Here is a 19,508-nt window from a genome sequence, read left to right as displayed (position 1 = left end):
AATGCGGCTTAAGCGGCTTAATGCGACGACCAGCCGTTGCGGCTGAAGATCTCTTCGTAGCCGGTCTTGTCGTTGGCGATGAAGGAGCGCAGTTCGGCGTCGGCCATCACGGTCGGGATCGTCACCGAGCGCTCGATATAGGATTTCCATTCCGGCGTCTGGGTCACCTTGCGGAACAGCTCCTTGTAGAACTCGACCACGCCCGGCTCCATATTGGCGGCCAGCCAGATGGTGCGCGGCTGCTCGAACGGACGCACGTTCAGGCCGGCTTCCTTGCAAGTCGGGATGTCGGCCCAGGACTTGCCCTCGCCCACCACCGCCTTGCCCGGCATGCGCTTGGCGCTGAACACGCACAGCGGACGCTGCGCGCCGGCACGCCATTGCTCCATGCTCTCGGCCGGGTTGTTGACATTGAAGTCCAGGTGCTTGCCGGCCAGCTGGCCAGCCACTTCGCTGCCGCTCTTGTAAGGCACGTAGCGCACGTTGATGCCGGTGGCGCCCTTGATCAGCGAGACCAGGGTTTCATCGGCTTCCTTGGCCTTGGCGCCGCCGGCCTTGAAGCCGTTCGGGCTGGCCTTGCCCTTTTCGATGAAGCTGGCCACATCGGTGATGCCCGACTCCGGATTGACCCACAGCAGGAAGGGGTCGAACAGCATCGAAATCACTGGCGTCAGGTCGGATGGCGCATACGACAGCTTGGAACCGATCGGCAGCAGATACACGTCCTGGGTGCCGAAGTAGACCTTGTACGGGTCCTTGGCATTGGTCTTGGCATAGACGAAGGCTTCGGCGCCGCTGCCGCCGCCCTTGTTGCTGACGATGACAGGCTGCGACAGCAGCTTGTTCTTGTTGATGGCCGACTGCACGGTGCGGGCAAACACATCGGTGCCGCCGCCGGCGCCGGCAGAGGCGATGAATTCGATCGGGCGGGTGGGCTGCCAGTCCGCCGCATTGGCGATGACGGGAACGGACGAAGCGCAGACGACGGCCGCGGCCGTCAGCAAAAAGGTTTTCATGCAGTCTCCATGTTTTATCAAGGCGGGCCGCTTCGTGATCGAGCGGCGTCTGGGCATGATCTTGCCGAACATTCTGCATAATGTCTATTACATTTTGTATTCAAAATTATGAATTATGTGTTCCGCGAAGAAAGCGACCCAAGGTAGCCGCATGGTGAGCGGCGCCGCATTCCGCGAAAGAAGCGGGCTGCCGATGCCATTCATTGCTAATATCGAACGGTTCGTGCATTAACTTGCCCTTTTTAAACAGGATGCTCTCCGGCGTCCGCGCCTTTTCCCTACGCCATGACTCAACAACGCTGGTACTTCGGCTGGAACATCGTCGCCGCCGCCACCCTGCTCACCCTGCTGACTGTCGGCATGCGGCTGGGCATCGGGCCGTTCTTCCTGCCGATGTCGCAGGACCTGGGATTTTCCCGCAGCCTGCTGGCCGGCATCATTGCCATCGGCATGCTGTGCTATGGCCTGGCCATGCCGGTGGCTGGTTATCTGGTAGGCCGCATCGGCACCCGCGCCGTGCTGCTGATCGGCACCGTCATCGTGATCGGGTCTTCCGTCTGGGCGGTGATGGCGCGCGGCCCGGTCGGCTTCCTGCTGTCCTTCGGCGTGCTGCTGTCGATCGGCCTGGGCTTCACCAGCCCGGTGGCGCTCACGCCCGTGATCAGCCGATGGTTCACCCGGCAGCGCGGCATGGCCCTGTTCTTCCTGTCCACTGGCTCCATGGCCGGCATGGCGCTGATGACGCCGCTGCTGACCTTCTTCATCGAGCGGGCCGGCTGGCAGGCCACTCTGCTCGGCTTCGCCGCCGCCTTCGCGCTGGTCACCGTGCCGGCCGCGCTGTTCGTCATCCGTGAGGAAGCGCCGCCCGGCACCGACCTGCTGCCGGAGCAGATCCGCCAGCGCCAGATGGCGGGCGCGGCGGGCACGGTGGACGCGGACACCCTGCGCTTTCGCGAGGCGGTCTGGACATCGCCGTTCTGGAAGATCGTGCTCGGCCTGTTTGCCTGCGGCTTCAGCATGAACCTCTTGGGCACCCACGGCGTGCCGATGCTGATGGACCACGGCTACGATGCGATGACCAGCTCCATGGGCGTGGGCATCATCGGCCTGGTCGCCATCTTCGGCACGCTGGTGCTGGGCCGGCTGTCGGACCGGCTGCCGCGCAGGAACATCCTCGGCGCCATCTACCTGATCCGCGGGCTGGGCTTCTTCGCGCTGCTGGTGGTCGGCACCCATTGGGAGCTGTACATCGCCGCGGCCATCGGCGGCCTGGTCTGGGCCGGCAGCATCGCCAGTTCCTCGGCCATCCTGGCCGACATCTACGGCGTGCGCCTGGTCGGCCTGATGTACGGCATGGCCTACCTCGGGCACCAGGTCGGCGCCATGCTCAGCACCTGGCTGGGCGGATGGGGCGTCGAACGCTTCGGCAGCCACTGGCCCGCCTTCGGCAGCGCCGGCGTGCTGCTGCTGATTGCCGCCGGGGTGTCGATCAGCCTGCCGGCCAGGGGGTGGCGTTTGGCGCGGGTGGGTGCGGCGGCTTGAGGTGGGGGGATGCTGGATGTTGCTGACGCGATGGCGGGGGCGATGCTGTCATGGATGGATGACGGCATCGCGGCGGGAGGGGATGGTCCGCTTCAGGTCAGGCGGTGTGCTGGCAGCGTCATTGGCGGTCCTCAGGTTCTTGATTTGCGCTCCTGATTCCTTGTCAGCAGGGAACCGATGGTTTCGAGTAGAGCTTCGTCTATCTCATCGTCGTTACCAAACCAAAGCTTGGCGAGGCTGGTATTGATCTTTAGCCCCTCCAAGAGCGATTGCGCTCCGGCAGCGCCGATCTGGTTGCTATAAAGATTAAGTGTGGTGAGCGCGCCATTGATCTTCAGCGCCTCTGACAGCGAGTGCGCTCCGGCAGCACCGATCTCGTTGTCACTAAGATCAAGCGTGGTGAGCGCGCCATTGACCTTCAGCGCCTCTGACAGCGAGTGCGCTCCGGCAGCGCCGATCTCGTTGCTATAAAGATTAAGCGCGGTGAGCGCGCCATTGATCTTCAGCGCCTCTGACAGCGAGTGCGCTCCAGCATTGCCGATCTCGTTCAACCCAAGATCAAGCGTGGTGAGCGTGCCATTGACCTTCAGCACCTCTGACAGCGAGTGCGCTCCGGCAGTGCCGATCTCGTTGCAATCAAGATTAAGCATGGTGAGCGCGCCATTGACCTTCAGCGCCTCTGACAGCGAATGCGCTCCGGCAGCGCCGATCTCGTTCCGCCCGAGATCAAGCGTGGTGAGCGCGTCATTGACCTTCAGCGCCTCTGACAGCGAGTGCGCTCCAGCATTGCCGATCTCGTTGTAATGAAGAACAAGCGTGGTGAGCGCGCCATTGACCTTCAGCACCTCTGACAGCGAGTGCGCTCCAGCATTGCCGATCTCGTTGTAATGAAGAACAAGCGTGGTGAGCGCGCCATTGACCTTCAGCACCTCTGACAGCGAGTGCGCTCCAGCATTGCCGATCTCGTTGTAATGAAGAACAAGCGTGGTGAGCGCGCCATTGACCTTCAGCACCTCTGACAGCGAGTGCGCTCCGGCATTGCCGATCTCGTTCGACTCAAGATCAAGCGTGGTGAGCGCGCCATTGACCTTCAGCGCCTCTGACAGCGAATGCGCTCCGGCAGCGCCGATCTGGTTGCTATAAAGATTAAGCGTGGTGAGCGCGCCATTGATCTTTAGCGCCTCTGACAGCGAGTGCGCTCCAGCAGCGCCGATCTCGTTCGACCCAAGATCAAGCGTGGTGAGCGCGCTATTGACCTTCAGCCCCTCTGACAGCGAGTGCGCTCCGGCAGCGCCGATCTCGTTGCTATAAAGATTAAGCGCGGTGAGCGTGCCATTGATCCTCAGCACCTCTGACAGCGAGTGCGCTCCGGCAGTGCCGATCTCGTTGCAATGAAGATCAAGCGTGGTGAGCGTGCCATTGATCCTCAGCGCCTCTGACAGCGAGTGCGCTCCGGCAGTGCCGATCTCGTTGCAATGAAGATTAAGCGTGGTGAGCGTGCCATTGATCTTCAGCACCTCTGACAGCGAGTGCGCTCCGGCAGTGCCGATCTCGTTGCCACCAAGAACAAGCGTGGTGAGCGCGCCATTGACCTTCAACGCTTCCCACAGCGCTGCGCTGAAACCATCAACGCCTACGTTATTAAGCCAGATTTCAACCACATCGCAACCCGGCTTCGTTAACAACACCGCTATCGCATCCATCGTTTCCTTGTCCTGATACATCCAGAGCGCCAGTTTCCCTTGCCTCACCAACCCGGCAAGCCGCTCCACCTCAGGATTCAATGCCACCAAGTCCGCTGGTGATAATCCGATATATACCGGACGCGTGGTCGTGAGGGTCGTGGTAGTGGTAGTGGTAGTGGTGGCTGTGGTCTTACTGGCCTTGGTTGCCATCCCACCGCCACTCGCCACCGCCCCTGCAGCGCCACCATCCTGCGCAACCGCCCCCACCACTGCCTGCCCCTCCCCACGCAGGCGCTCCCACACCGCTTCATGCCCTTTGCTCGCCGCATGGTTCAGCGCCGTCCAGCCCTCCTGGTCCGCCATCTGCACGCTGGCCTTCTTCTCCAGCAGCAGTTCCACCATGGCCAGATTGCCGCGACGCGCCGCCAGCGCCAGCGGCGGCTTGGCCAGTACCGTGCCGCCATCAACCTGCGCTCCCCTGTCGATCAGCAGCCCGGCCGTGGTCAGGTGCCCGCCCGCGGCGGCCTCGGCCAGCGCCGTGCGGCCATGGTGGTTGCATAGCTCCGGATTGCCCTTGCGCTCCAGAAGCAGCGCCACCACGTCGTCCTTGCCGCCTGCCGCCGCAAGCAACAGCGCGCTCTCGCCGCGCGTGTTTTGACGGTTCACGTCCGTCACTGGCATTCCCTTGGTAAGTTGAAACACCACGTCGTCATCGCCCCGGCTCGCGGCCACCATCAGCGGCGTCAGCCGGGTGTCGGGGTCGATCGCATTCGGGTCGACCTCGCCGGCGGCCAGCAACCGCTTGATCGTGGTGGTGTCGCCCTCCCGCACCGCCTGCAGCAGCGCTTGCTGCGCTGGCTCGCTGCGCAGCGCCGGCTTGCCGGCCTGGGTGCTGGCGGATGAGGGTGCTTGTTGCGTCCCGGCTGCGTGGGCATTGGCGGATTTATTGGACGTGGCTGTGGTGGCTTGCATCGCTGTTGGCCTCTCGATGTTGTGGCGGGCCTGGATCGCAAGACCGGCCGGGTGGATGGGGCGGCTAGGTAACGAGCGGCGAAATAATGTGCCGGCGCCCTTATCGGACGCCACCCCAGTGCTGGCTACCGGCCGGGCCACACCAGACGCGAGGCGGCATTGCTGCGGCTCCTGTCAGCCTGCCGCCATCCACGACTGTGCATCCGGCAGGTGTTTGTTGAAAGCATGATCAGCCGTAGAGCCTGAGGCGCGCCTGGTTTAGGTTTTTCCGGAACCGCGCCGGCTTGGGCGTAGCTAGTCCATTGCCTGTAATTGATGCGTCCTTCCACGCTGGATATACCGCTTTATCGCCGGCTGGCCCACCAGCCACAGCGATGTTGTCTCCGACGTCGCATTACCTGGAAGTCGTGCCTCTGCCTGAGGTCAAGCCAGCGCCTGACAAACCAATTTCCATGTCCGCAAAATAGCGTTCGTCAACAGAACGTATTCCACGCTCCATATTTCCCACCCATTTCCCCTCTGTAGCCCTGCCTTCCGACCCCAGCCTTAATCCTGCCTTTTCCCACCGCTGTTCCCTTACCGCCCGCTATTTGCACGCCGCCGCTAAAGTCTCGGCCGCATCGCCGGAATAACTCCGTATGTTCCCGGCGCGTGCAGCCCAAGCTGCCGCCGGTGGCCATTCCTCACCTGGTGCAGCGCCCCTGCCTGCCCACTTCCTGGCCCGAACGCCGCCCGACGATGCCTGCCTTACCGGCCCGACCTCGTCGTGTTCCGTTTTTCATTGACAGGAATCCACCATGGTCGCTCTCGTCGCCGGCAACAGTCTTGGCCTCAATCTCACGTCCTTAGCCACCCTCGGCGCCCGCGGCGTCGCCGGCACTGCCACCCTGGGCCGCGGCACCGACCGCGTCACCGTCAATGTCGCCAACGGCAACCTCATCCTCCAGAACCAGGACGACGCCCTCGCCGGCTCCGGCCTGTGGAGCGCCAGCCAGCGCACCTACAACAGCCAGGAACACCTCGCCGGCGACTTCCGCCTGCCCGGCTTGCAGCCGCCGCGCCTTGCCACCTTCGGCGCCATCGGCCAGCGCAACAGCAGCATCGTCAGAAAGGATGCCGACGGCAGCGAGGACCGCTATGCCTACGACGCCACCCGCCGCCTGTATCTGAGCACCAGCGGCGCCGGCGCCTACGACACCCTGCGCTACCGCGACAACCAGCTGGTCTGGACCGATGGCGACACCGGCACCACCGAGTACTACGCCCGCTACCAGGACCAGTGGCAGCTGGTGCGCCGCCAGGACACCGACGGCAATGCGCTGGCCTTCCTCTACAACAAGGAGGGCCAGGTGCAGTCGGTGGCCAACAGCAGCGGCGAAACCGTCTATTACGATTACCGCAACCGCCTGCTGGCCCAGGTGCGCAGCGTCACCATCGATGCCAATGGCACCGCCCAGACGGTGCGGGTGCGCTATGGCCATGACAGCTTCGGGCGTCTCGACACCGTCACGGTCGACCTCACGCCCGAGGACGGCAGCATCGCCGATGGCCGCGTCTATACCACCCGCTATGGCTACGACGGCCCGAGCGAGCGCATCACCTCGATCCGCGAGAGCGACGGCAGCAGCCTGGCCATTGCCTATGTCGGCAGCGGCAATGACATCCGGGTAGCCAGCGTCACCAACGCGCTCGGCGAGACCATGCGCTTTGCCTATGACACCACCAACCGCCGCACCACGGTCACCGATGCGCTGGGCCTGGCCAGCCGCTATGACTACGACGCCCAGGGCCAGCTGCTGCGCATCACCGGCCCGACGATTGCCGGCGGCGCGCAGGTGCAAAGCTTTCTCTACAACGCCCGCGGCGACGTACTCCAGGTCACCGACGCCGAAGGCCATGTCAGCGCGATGGAATACGACGCCAACGGCAACCAGGTCCTGCAGCGCGACGCCGCCGGCAATGTGATAGCGCGCAGCTTCGACGCCCAGAACCAGCTGATCACTGAAACCCTGTACGTCGCGCCCGACCCGGACAGCGCCGGGCCGGCCCGGGCCAGCCTGCCGCAGACCACCCACACGATCTACGACGCGGGAAAACGCAACCATGTGCGCTTCATCGTCAGCCCGGAAGGCCGGGTCACCGAGTACCGCTACAACGCCACCGGCCAGCGCATCGTCGCGCTGCGCTATGCGGCGGCGTATCGCGACAGCAGCGCCTGGCAGGTCGCCTATCCGCAAGCCCTGCCGCCCACGCCGCTGGGCCTGGGCGCGCCGGTCTCGGCCGGCGGCTACACGGGCGCGGCGCCGACCGAAGCCATGCTGGCAGCCTGGGCCGCGGCGCAGGATTCCAGCCAGGTGGTGCGCACCGACTATCGCTACGACTTCCGGGGCCAGCTGCAGCAGCAGCTGCGCTACCCGGTGGTGCCGGACGATGGCAGCCTGAACGTGGCCACCGCCGGCGGCGCCAATCCCAACCTGTATGCCAGCACGATAGGCAATGGCAACAGCGTGGGCAACGGCACCGGCAATGGCAATGCGAATGGCAAGGGCAATGGGGTGGGCAACGGGGTGGGCAACGCCATCGATGGCGCCGTAGGCAACGGCATTGGCAACGCTAACGGCAATGGCAATGGGAAGCCAGGCGCCGCCGCCGACATCACGCAGTATGTCTACGACGCCTTCGGCCGCCTGCTGCAGACCGTCTCGCCCAACGGCGGCGTCACCAGCTATGCCTACGATGGCCTGAACCGCCTGCTGGCCATGCAGGACGCCAAAGGCAACTTCACCGCCACCGGCTACGACGACGCCAGCCGCCGCACCACGCTGCGGTCGGCCAATGGCCTCTCCACCGTCAGCGCCTTTGATGCCGCCGGCCGCCTGACCAGCCTGATGCAAACCGATGTCAGCGGCCAGCCGCTAGCCGTGACCACCTACGACTACGATGCCGACGGCCGCCTGCGCCACAGCACGGACCCAACCGGCGTGGAACGCTGGATGCTGTACGACGAGGCTAGCCGGCTGGTGGCCGAGATCGATGGCAACCGCAGTTTGATTGAATATGTGTACGGCCATAACAACCAGCTGCTGCAGACTACCCGCCATGCCACGCCGGTAGTGGGCGACTTGCAGGCCGTGCTGCCGCCGGATGCGCTGGCCCGCCTGCGCCCGCCCGCGCATCCCGACGACAGCCGCAGCTGGCGCCTCTACGACGCCGCCAACCGTCTTGCCGCCGAGATCGACGCCGAAGGCCTGCTGACCCGCACCGAATACGACGGCGCCAGCCGCGTGGTCCGCACCACCGCGTATGCCAATGCAATCGACGTATCCACCCTGACCGCGCAAACGACGCTGGCCCAGCTGCAGCCCGCCGCCTCCACCGACGACCGCGTCACCCGCCGGCTGTACGACAACGATGGCTTGCTGCGCGCCACGCTCGATGCCGAGGGCTATTTGCAGGAATGGCGCTACGATGCCGCCGGCCAGCAGGTCGCGCAGATCCGCTACGCCACCGCCACCGATCCCGCACTGCGCTCCAACGGCACCCTGTCGCAGCTGCGCCCCGCCGCCAGCGCCGCCGACATCCTCACCCAGCGCATCTACAATGCCTGCGGCCAGCTCACCGCCGAGATCGATGGCGAAGGCTATCTCACCAGCCACCGCTACGACGGCAATGGCAACCGCACCGGCAGCACTCGCCATGCCCGCGCGCTCACGGATACCCAGCGCGCCATGCTGGTTGCCGGCGGCATCGCCGCAAGCTGGCGTCCTGAACCCGGCAGCGCCGATGGCATCCAGACCTGGCGTTACGACCTGCTCGACCGCGTCATCGCCAGCACTGACTACAGCGGCACCGTCACCCGCTACCAGTACGACAGCATGGGCCGCCTGGTGCAGACCACGCTGGCCGCCGGCAGCGACGAAGCGCGGGTGCAGACCCGCCGCTACGACCTGCAGGGCCGGCTGCTGGCCGAACTCTCCGGCGAAGGCAATGCCGCGCTGGCGGCGCTGGCCAACCCGAGCCCGGAACAGACCGAGGCGATCTGGCAGCAGCATGCGATGCGCTATCAATACGACGCCGCCGGCCGCCTGCTGACCCGCACCGATGCCAACGGCAACCGCGACGTGTTCTATTACGATGCCGACGGCCAGCTGCGCTACGCCGTCAATGCCGCAGGCGAGGTGCAGGCCCACCAGTACGACGCCCTCGGCCGCGAACTGATGCTGACCCGTTATGCAACACGACTTACCAGTACGCAGCTTGCCAGCCTGCAGGGCGGCCTGCTCGATGCGCCGCGCAACACCGGCATCCCAACGATGATGGCATCCCTGGCCACGCCCGGCGCCGACAGCAACACCATCTACCGCTACGACCGCGCCGGCCGCCTGCTGGAGATCACCAATGCCCTGGGCCAGCGCATCGCCAGCCGCTACAGCACCTTTGGCCAGCTGATCGGCAAGACCACCATCGGCACCGAGAACGGCGACATCGTCGAGCAAAGCCGCTACGACCGTCGCGGCCTGCTGACCTCCACCCTGCGCGACGCCACTGGCCTGCGCGCTGCCACGCGCACCGAGTACGACGCCTTCGGCCGCGCCATTCGCCGCACCGATGCCAACGGCAACCTGCGCGAGCAGCGCTACGACCGTCTCGGCCGCATGGTGCAAACGGTGGATGCCACCAGCGCCGTGTTCGCCACCGGCTACGACGCCTTCTCGCGCACCATCAGCCGCACCGATGCGCTGGGCAACACCACCCGCATCGCCTACGACCATGCCGCCCGTTCCAGCACAGTGACCACGCCTGAAGGCATCACCGTCACAACGGTGATGAACCGCCATGGTCAGACACAGCGCGTGGTGGACGGCAACGGCAATGTCACCACCTCTACCTACGACCGCAATGGCAACCTGGTCTCAACTGCCACAGCACTGGCAGTCACCACGCAACGCTTCGACGCCGGCGACCGCCTGATCGAAACCGTCGATGGCAATGGCACCCGCACCGTGCTGGCGTATGACGCCGCCAACCGCATGCTGTCGCGCATCGTCGATCCGGGCGGCCTGGCGCTGGCCACAACCTATGTCCATGACGCGCTGGGCCGCATGGTGCGCAGCACCGATGCCAATGGCATCGCCACCACCTACCACTACGACGCGCTTGGCCAGCTGCGTGAACAGGTACTCGACCCCAACGGCCTGGCGCTCACCATCCGCTACCGCTGGAACAGCCGCGGCCAGCAGCTCAGCGTGACCGACCAAAACGGCGTCACCACTCGCTATGCCTACGACAATCTCGGCCGCCGCATCAGCGAGACGGTCGACCCGGACGGCCTCGCCCTGACCACCCGCTACGCCTATAACGCCAATGGCAACTTGGTGACTAGGACCGATGCCAATGGCCAAATCAGCCGCTATGCCTACGACGGCGAGAACCGGCAAGTGGCCAGCGTCGATGCCAAAGGCGGCGTGGTTCTCACCGCTTATGACGCCAACGGCCGCATCGCCAGCACGGTGGCCTATGCACAAGCCATCCCTCTCGACGGACTGCCGCTGGCCGCACCCTTGGCCAGCATCACGGCACGCCTTTCTGCCAACGCCAACGACAAAACCAGCCAGCGCGTCTACGACCGCGACGGCCGCCTGTCCGCTACCGTCGATGGCACCGGCGCAGTGGTGACCTACCGCTACGACGGCAACGGCAACGTCGTCGAGCGCCGTTCCTATGCCAGACCGATCAACCTGGCCAACTGGCGCCCCGGCACCGTACCCACCGTGCAGCCCGACGATGCGCATGACCTGCGCCTGCGCACGCTATACGACGCCGCTAACCGGGCCATCGCCAGCATCGACGGCGTCGGCGCGCTGACGCTGCAGCGCTACGACGCTGATGGCAACCTGCTGTCGCGCACCGCTTATGCCACACCGGTTGATCCCGACCTCGCGCTTGCCTTGCTGGGCAGCGATGCTAGCCAAATCGCCGGCGCGAGCAAGAGCACCGCCGACCGCGCCGACCAGTACCGCTACGACGCCGCCAATCGCGTCACGCTCCATGTCGACGGCGTCGGCGCCGTAACCTGCTATGCCTATGACGCCAACGGCAACCTGCTGCGCAGCATTGCCCACGCCACCGCGCTCGCAGTCGGCCAGAACCCAGTCACCGTTGCCGCCAGCGCCGCTGACCGCATCACCGACCGCGCCTACGACGCGGCCAACCGCCTGCTGTGGGAAGTCGATGCGTTGGGCGGCGTCACCGGCTGGCAGCGCGACGCCAACGGCAATGTGCTGCGCACGATCCACCATGCGCAGCCAGTCACGCCGCCCTCGACCACAATGCCACCCTGGTCGGCCGACGCGCTGCGCCAGGCCGTCCAGCCCGATGCCACGGCCGACCGCATCAACCGCCAGGCCTATGACGCGGCCAATCGCCTGCTGTTTGCCATCGATGCCGAAGGCGCCGTCACTGCGTACCGCTACGACAGCCTGGGACAACGCATCGCCAGCACCGCCCACGCGAACACGCTGGATAAAGAAGCGCTGGCGGCGATCGATACGCAGACCAGCACCTCGCCCGGCAGCGCCCAGCAAGCCAACGGCCCCGTTGCTATCGCGGCGCGCCTGGCCGCCATCGCCAGCTGCCTCGCACCCGATGCAACGCAAGACCGCGGCAGCCGCCAGTACTTCGATGCCGCCGGCCGCGTGACGGCCAGCGTCGATGCACTGGGCCATGTCACTTCCAATCGTTATGACGCCCTGGGCCGCCTGCTGCAGCGCGCGCAACTGGCCCAGCCGCTAGACTTGAACACCAGCGACCTGCCCGCTGCGCTGGAAGACCTGCAAGCCCTGCTACGCCGCGATCCCGCTGCCGACCATGTCGAACAGCAAATCTGGGACGCCGCTGGCCGCCTGGCCAGCAAGACCGATACGCTGGGCCAGACCGCCTCCTGGACTCATGACGCACTGGGCAACCAGCTCAGCTACCGCAATGCGCTGGGCGCGGTCTGGACCTATGACCATGATGCGGCCGGCCGCACGATTCGCGAGACCACGCCTGAAGTCGATTTGCTCAGCACCATCCCCACCGACAACGGCCTGGCGCTCGATGCCCTCCCTACGGACCGCGCCGCCATCGTCACCGCGCTGGCCTACGATGCACTGGGCAACCTGATCGTGCGCACCGAAGCCCTGGGCCGCTCCGAGGAGCGCAGCACCCGTTACGACTACGATGCGCTCGGCCGCCAGGTCCGCACCACCTTCCCGCCGGTGGGCGTCTACGCCGCCGAGCTTGACGACCCCGGCAGCAATGGCCGCATGGGCCTGGCCGCCCGCACCGAGCGCATGGATACCCTGTACAGCGAGACGCGCTACGACGCCCTGGGCAATGCCGTGTCCGGCCGCGACGTCACTGGCGCCATCAGCTACAAGACCTACGACCGCCTGGGCCGCCTCGACTACGAGATCGATGCGCTGGGCCAGGTCACTGGCCGTCAATACAACGCCTTCGGCGACATCACCCGCCTGTCCCGCTACCAGTTCGCCATCACGCTGCCGCCACAGGCAAGCAGCATCGCCAGCGCCCAGGTGCGCGCCGCGCTGCAAGCCAGCGACGGCGACCGCGGCCTGCAACAAGACTATGACCGCGCCGGCCGCCTGCTGCGTAGCGAGCAGACCGCCATCGATGCCTACGACAGCAGCGCACCCGACGGCCAGCAAGCCTTCCATGCCGGCCTCATCACCACGCAGCGCTACAACGCCTTTGGCGAGCGCATCCAGAGCCGGCAATTGAAGAATCCGCTGACCAATGCCTGGCTTACCAGCGCCACCTGGTACGACCGCGCCGGCCGCGACATCGCCAGCCTCGATGCCGCCGGCTATCTCACCACCCAGACCTGGGATGCGTGGGGCAACCTGCTGTCGCGCACCGAGTGGGCCGAGCCGCAGGGTGGCATGGCGGCATCATCGTCCTCGTCGTCGCCCGCCATCCAACCCGGCTCCGACGACCGTCTCACCCTCTACCGCTACGACCAGGCCAACCGCCTCATCAGCCAGACCCAGGCCAACATCCTGTTCACTGACGCCGACACCGGCATCAGCCAGCGTGGCGACGCCACCACCGCCTACGGTTATGACGCGCTGGGCAATCCTACCCGTACCACCGATGCCCTCGGTGCAAGCACCTATACCTATTACGATGCACTGGGACGCATCGCCGCCGTCGCCGCACCGGCGCGTCCCGGCCCCGATGGCGCAATGCTGATCCCCCTGACCCGCTTCGAGCGCGATGCCCACGGCAATGTGCTGCGCCAGACCATCCATGCGCTGGGCGCCAGCCGCGCCGACGCCACTGGCTATGCCGCAGCCAGCAACTCCAGTGCCGACCAGGTCACCCTGAACCGCTACGACAGCCACGGCCACCTGCTGCACACCCAGGATGCCGAGGGCGTTTCCCGCTACCAGTCCTTCGATGCCCGCGGCCAGCTCGCCAAGCGCTGGCAGAGTGTCACCGATGGCCAGAGCACGCGCACCCTGTGGCAAGCCTGGCGTTACGATGCGCTGGGCCGGCAAATCCATGCGCTGGAAGCGCTGAACAATGACGGTGGCACCATCGACCGCGCCACCGCCTGGAACGCCTTTGGCGAAGTCATCGCCCAGGGCACCGACGGTCGCTGGGAAACCTATCACAACCGCGACGCGGCTGGCCGCGTCTGGCGCACCAACGAGCAAGGCGGCCTGGCGCACATCGCGCTCTACGACCTGCAGGGCAATGCCACCGCCGACATCAGCAGCAACGGCTACACGCCGCTGTCGGCCCAATCGCCGCTCGACGCCCTGCAAGCCATTAACGTCCGTCGCACCGACACCCGCTACGATGCGTTGGGCCGCGTGATCGGCCGCCTGCAACCCGAGCAGAGCATCGATGTCCTGCAAACCGATGGCCAGGACGGGCTGCGCTGGGCCCGCCTGAGCGACGCCGCCCAAACCCTGCGCCTGCAGGCCGCCGGTAGCGCTGCCTGGCTGGACGTCACCATCGCCGACGCCGGCCAGGGCGAATCCACCGCCAGCATCAGCGACCTCGCCCCCGGCAGCTACCGCTATGAACTGATCCGACACGATGCCAGCGGTCAGCCGCAACGCGCCACCGGCACCGTGCAGATCGACCCGGGCACGCCAGCCCGCCAGGTTGACGCCGATGGCCTGCCAGGCATCGGCGGTATCACGCTGCAAGCCAGCAGCCTCGGCGGACGTGCCAGCACCGAGGACGCCGCGGCCTGGATCGTCTGGCAAGGCATCCCCGCCGGCAGCCAGCAGCAATTCCGCTATCGCCTGGCCGGCAGCCAGGATCCCTGGGCGGAGCGCACCATCACCTCCCGCGGCAACGGCTATTTCGGCGTGGACCGGCGCGGCATCGGCGGTGGGCGCTACGAGTACCAGCTCATCATTACCGCCGCCGATGGCGCGGCACGCACCGTGGCTGGCAGCCTGATGCTCAAAGACTACCAGCCCAGCGGCCAGACCCTGCTGCTGCGCGACGCCAGCGGCAATGCGCTGAGCAGCCAACCCGCCGTGCTGCTGCAATGGGCGCTGCCCGTGCCCGGCGTGGTTGCCGGGCTGGCAGTGCGCATGCACGGTGGCGACGAGTGGACCGAACTGGCCGTGCAAACCGAAGTCCTTGGCAGCAATGCCGATGGCAAGCTGGTCGGCGTGCAAAAGGCCGGCCTGACTCAGCTGGCCGTGGGCACTTATGACGTACAGCTCAGCTTTTATCGCGACGGCAGCCTGATTGCCCGCTCCAGCGGCCTGCTTGATTTCGCCGCCACTATCAACCAGTCGACCTATACCGAAGCCATCCCCGACGACTACCAGCCCGGCTACACCATCCCCGCGTCCGGCCCGCGCGCCACCATCACCACTGACCAGACCACGCGCCCCGAGCTGCGCCAGAGCCTGGACCGCTGGGGCAATGTGTTAGCGGTCAATGATCTGCGCTCGCTGCAATGGATCACGACTGCCCGCTACAACCGCTTCAACCAACTCGTCGAGCAAGTCCAGCCCGAAGTGGATCTGGCCACCGGCGGCAGCACCCGGCCCGTCACCCGCTTCCAGTACGACCTGCTGGGCCGCCAGATCGCCAGCATCGATGCCAACGGCAACCTCAACCGCCTGCGCTACGACGCCGCCGGCCAGCTGGTGGAAGAGCGCCATGCCGATGGCGGCATCGTGCCCCACCACTACGATGCCTTCGGCAACGCGGTCGCGCAGATCGACCCCAACGGCGACCTCACCCGCCATCTCTACGACCGCCTCAATCGCCGCATCGCCACGGTGCATGCCGCCGTGCAGGTGGCAGCCGTTACCGAAGGCCCGCCGAAGACCGTGACGTTATCGGGCTCCAGCGTGCGCCGGCCTTCCGGCCCGGTGCTGCAAGACCTCGGCCTGCAAACCACCACCGACACCTTCACCTACGACGAAGCCGGACGCCGCATCGCCACCATTAACGGCAATGGCGAAACCACCCGCAGCCGCTACGACCTGCGCGGCAACCTCATCGAGCTGATCCAGCCCATGGACCAGCGCACCTTGTACGCCTACGACGCCCACAACCGCCAGACCGCCCTCACCGACGCCAACGACCGCACCGCCATCTGGCGCTACGACGACTTCGGCCGCCTGCTCGCCCACAGCGACATCGGCAGCGCGCTCTATGCTTACCAGTACGACCATGCCGGCCAGCTAATAGAGCAAGCCAACAGCCGCGGCCAGCACCTGCAATACCGCTACGACCCGTCGGGCCTGCTGCTGGCGGTCGACGACATCGCCACCGACAAGCACATCAGCTACCGCTACGACGCCGCCGGCCGCCGCATCGCCGAACGCACCGAGCAGGAAGGTGTGCTCTATCAGGACAATGCCCTGCGCTACGACAGCCTGGGCCGGCTGGTACAGGTCACCGACAGCAGCGTCGGCCGAGCCGAGGTGCGCATCGGCTATGACGCCATGGGCAACCGGGTGCGCATCCAGACCACCATTGACGCCGGCAACGTCGACCGTCAGGACGACGGCTGGTACCGCTACGACAGCATGAACCGGCAAGTAGTGGTCAACGCCATTAACGCCGACGGCGACCTTGGCCAGCAAGGCCGGCGCATCATCTACGACCTGGCGGGCAACCGCATCAGCGAGACCTGGTGGGGCAGGACGGTCGATCCCGCCGGCACCAGCCTCGACGGCAGTTTCACCGGCCTGTTGGCCAACCTGGTCCGCGTCCAACGCGCCGGCGAGGGCTACACCACCGCCACCTACGCCTACGACGCCCAGCACCGCCTCATCGCCACCCGCCGTGACGGCGCCGCCGTCGAAGTCCGCCACTACGACGCCGCCGGCCGCGTCGTCATGCAGGGCGCCGGCAACCTGGACAAGGACATTGTCGATGCCCTCAACGCCGGCGTGCCCGACACCGACGAGGTCACCGTCAACACCGTCCTCAACCGCTACGACGCCAACGGCCGCCTGACCTACCAGCACGCCCGCGGCCTGGATGGCGAGCCCGACTACAGCCTCGACTACACCAACGGCTATGACGCCCTCGGCAACATCCTGCGCTACCACATGATCAAGCATGGCGACAACGGCTACATCAACACCTTCACCCACCGCTACGCCCAGTTTGAAACCGACGTCATCATCGCCACCAATGGCAGCAGCGATGTCTTCAAGTCCGGCAGCAACCAGCGCCAGTACGACGTCAACGGCGACCTGACCGGGATCACCGACCGCACCAAGCGCGAGAACAACCGCATCTACGTCAATGACGCCCTCGGTCAGGCGCTCTTCCTGCGCCAGGGCAGCCACGCCGCCCATCAGCTCATCGCCCGCGGCGAAGTGCTGGGCCGCTACGGCGACATGGTCGACCCGGCCGACCCGAAGAACGACGACGGCGACCCGCAGTTCGCCACCGTGTCCGACCTGAACTTCACGTACCAGCCGATCAATCCTACACACCCCGGCACGATACTTACCACCTACCGCGTCCAGCCCGGCGACACCCTGCAAACCATTGCTCGCCAGGTCTACGGCGACAGCGCCTACTGGTACCGCATCGCCGACGCCAACGGCCTCACCGGCCGCGATGCGCTGCAAGCCAACCAGCAGCTCAGCCTGCCACCGCTGGCCAACACGACCTACGACCGCGCCGACAGCATGCGCCCGTACGACGCCAGCGTGCTGATTGGCGACACCACGCCCAACCTGCCGCCGCCAGACAAGGGGGGCTGCGGCTTCCTGCAAATCCTGGTGATCGTCATTGCAGTGGTGGTGGCAGTCGCCTCGGCCGGCGTCGCTGCAGCCGCCATGGGCGCCGTCAGCACAGCGACCGGTGCCACCGGGGTAATGAGCCTGGGCGCTGCCGCCATGACCGGCGGCACACTGGTTGGCGCCGCCACGGCAGCCGGCGCGGTCGGCGCGGCGCTGGGCGCCGGCATCGGTATTGCGGCGGCGGCCATTGGCGCCGCGGTCGGCTCCATCGTCAGCCAGGGCGTGGCAATCGCGGTGGGCATTCAGGACCGTTTCAGCTGGAACAGCGTGGCCCTGTCCGCAGTCAGCGCCGGCGTGACTTCCGGCGTCGGTGCCACAGCAAGCGGCTGGCTGAGCGGCACCACGCTGGCACCGACCGTAACACGCGCAGTGATTGCCAATGCGGTGACACAAGGCATCGGCGTTGCGACCAGGCTGCAGGCGCAATTCAGTTGGCGCAACGTCGCTGCAGCGGGGCTCGGTGCCGGCGCCGGTTACCTGATGGGAGAAGCACTGGGCATGCAGACCCTGGCCTACCAAAACGCCGGCTTCGCTGAAAAGCTGGCCAAATCCACGCTGACCGACCTGGCAGCGGGGGCCACGGCGGTGCTTGCGCGGGGTGGACGGGTGACGGTGCAGCAGGTGGCGGTGGATGCGTTTGGCAATGCGTTGGGTCAGTCCATCTTGGACAACATGCGCCCAGCACAAGCGGTACTGACAGGACAACTTGGGAGTGGCACATACAACATTGACATTGAAGTGAATGATTTGCTGTCACCTATGACCGGTGCGAACACACAACTTCAATCCTCGACATCACAGTTTGGTCAACTGGGCAGCGGCACATATCACTTTAACAACGATTTTCTTGGATATGGTTTTATGACTGTCGACCCGACTCAACCACTATCTAATCCTGCCAGCAATGACGAATCTGGTCTCACGACGCAGCAGCAAGAAGCATTGACACGTGCCAAGGCCAATGGACTTATGCGGTCAGATAGTGAAAGCATTCCAATTTCACGAAAAATTGCAATGCAATTTGGGTATCCAGAAGAAGGAATTGTCCCCACAGCCAATGAGGAAGGAACTGAGTGGATGAATGGCAGAAACCGTACTTCGCCATTTTCGCCCACTCCTTCTTCACTGAATCTCTATCCTGATTATGATTTGAGTACCAAGGATGGAATGCGGCAGTTCCTTGATGACGTCTCGTGGAAAATGAGCATTAAAGACAACATATCAGTTGCTGAGCTTAGCACCGCCAAAACTTTGCTGTCATCCTATTTCGGGGTCAATAATTCTTCATTAAAAAATGGCATGAGCAAATGGGATAGCCTGACAATGTCCCAAGTAAATGACAGGTTGGAGGCTGTTCAGAATAAATATGCCGCTTACAACATGATTCCAGAGGAGCATTATGTCGCCACCGCAAAAGACCTGGGAGTTGATGTTGCATCGATTAAGGCTGTGGCTGAAGTTGAGAGTAAAGGGCTCGCATTTGTGAAGGAAGACATGCCCGTTGTACTGTTCGAAAGACATCGCTTTAGTGCGAATACAGGTGGCATTTATGACAAAAATTATCCCGGACTTTCAAACGAATCTCCGGGTGGCTACGGACGAACCGGGATCCATCAGTATGAGCGTTTAAATGCAGCAATCGGGCTGAATCGCTCCGCTGCACTCATGTCTGCCTCATGGGGCCGTTTCCAAATCATGGGTGAAAATTATGGGCAGGCAGGCTTTTCAAACGTGGAAGATTTTGTATCCGCATCAAAGGAAGGGGCAGCGCGTCAGCTGGATATTTTTGCTACTTTTATTAAGAATGATACGCGCCTGCTAGATGCCCTTCGCGCTCAGAAATGGGAAAGATTTGCGCGCATATACAACGGCCCAAATTATCGAATAAATGCTTATGACACAAAACTTGATACCGCATATAAAAGTTTTAGTAATTAGAATATTGGTTGCTTTCTTGTCGTGGATTTTCTGGGGCCACTCATTCG

4 protein-coding genes are annotated in these 19,508 nt (G+C 64.8%); 2 read left to right on the top strand and 2 right to left on the bottom strand.

What is annotated here, in order from left to right; all coding sequences use genetic code 11:
* Positions 1-17: 17 nt before the first annotated feature.
* Positions 18-1,016 (bottom strand): Bug family tripartite tricarboxylate transporter substrate binding protein, encoded by a 999-nt coding sequence (locus ABC383_RS25750; RefSeq protein WP_413018545.1) that lies wholly within the window; start codon positions 1,014-1,016, stop codon positions 18-20.
* Between the two features lie 285 nt (positions 1,017-1,301).
* On the opposite strand from ABC383_RS25750, the gene ABC383_RS25745 reads away from it, so the two are divergent.
* Positions 1,302-2,558: an MFS transporter gene (locus ABC383_RS25745; RefSeq protein WP_413018543.1), complete on the top strand. Its 1,257-nt coding sequence runs from the start codon at positions 1,302-1,304 to the stop codon at positions 2,556-2,558.
* 131 nt (positions 2,559-2,689) lie between these two features.
* Here the strand turns inward: ABC383_RS25745 and ABC383_RS25740 are convergent, their stop codons facing one another.
* The gene (locus ABC383_RS25740; protein ID WP_413018541.1) at positions 2,690-5,215 is read right to left on the bottom strand and encodes an ankyrin repeat domain-containing protein; all 2,526 of its coding nucleotides are present in this window, start codon (positions 5,213-5,215) and stop codon (positions 2,690-2,692) included.
* A 797-nt stretch (positions 5,216-6,012) separates the two neighbouring features.
* On the opposite strand from ABC383_RS25740, the gene ABC383_RS25735 reads away from it, so the two are divergent.
* Positions 6,013-19,461: an N-acetylmuramidase domain-containing protein gene (locus ABC383_RS25735; protein WP_413018539.1), complete on the top strand. Its 13,449-nt coding sequence runs from the start codon at positions 6,013-6,015 to the stop codon at positions 19,459-19,461.
* The last annotated feature ends 47 nt before the right edge of the window (positions 19,462-19,508 follow it).

It is taken from the genome of Noviherbaspirillum phoenicis, from assembly GCF_047237965.1.
Taxonomy (GTDB): domain Bacteria; phylum Pseudomonadota; class Gammaproteobacteria; order Burkholderiales; family Burkholderiaceae_D; genus Noviherbaspirillum_A.
The sequence above is the reverse complement of the archived record's forward strand: the minus strand, read 5'-3'. Positions and strand labels throughout refer to the sequence as shown.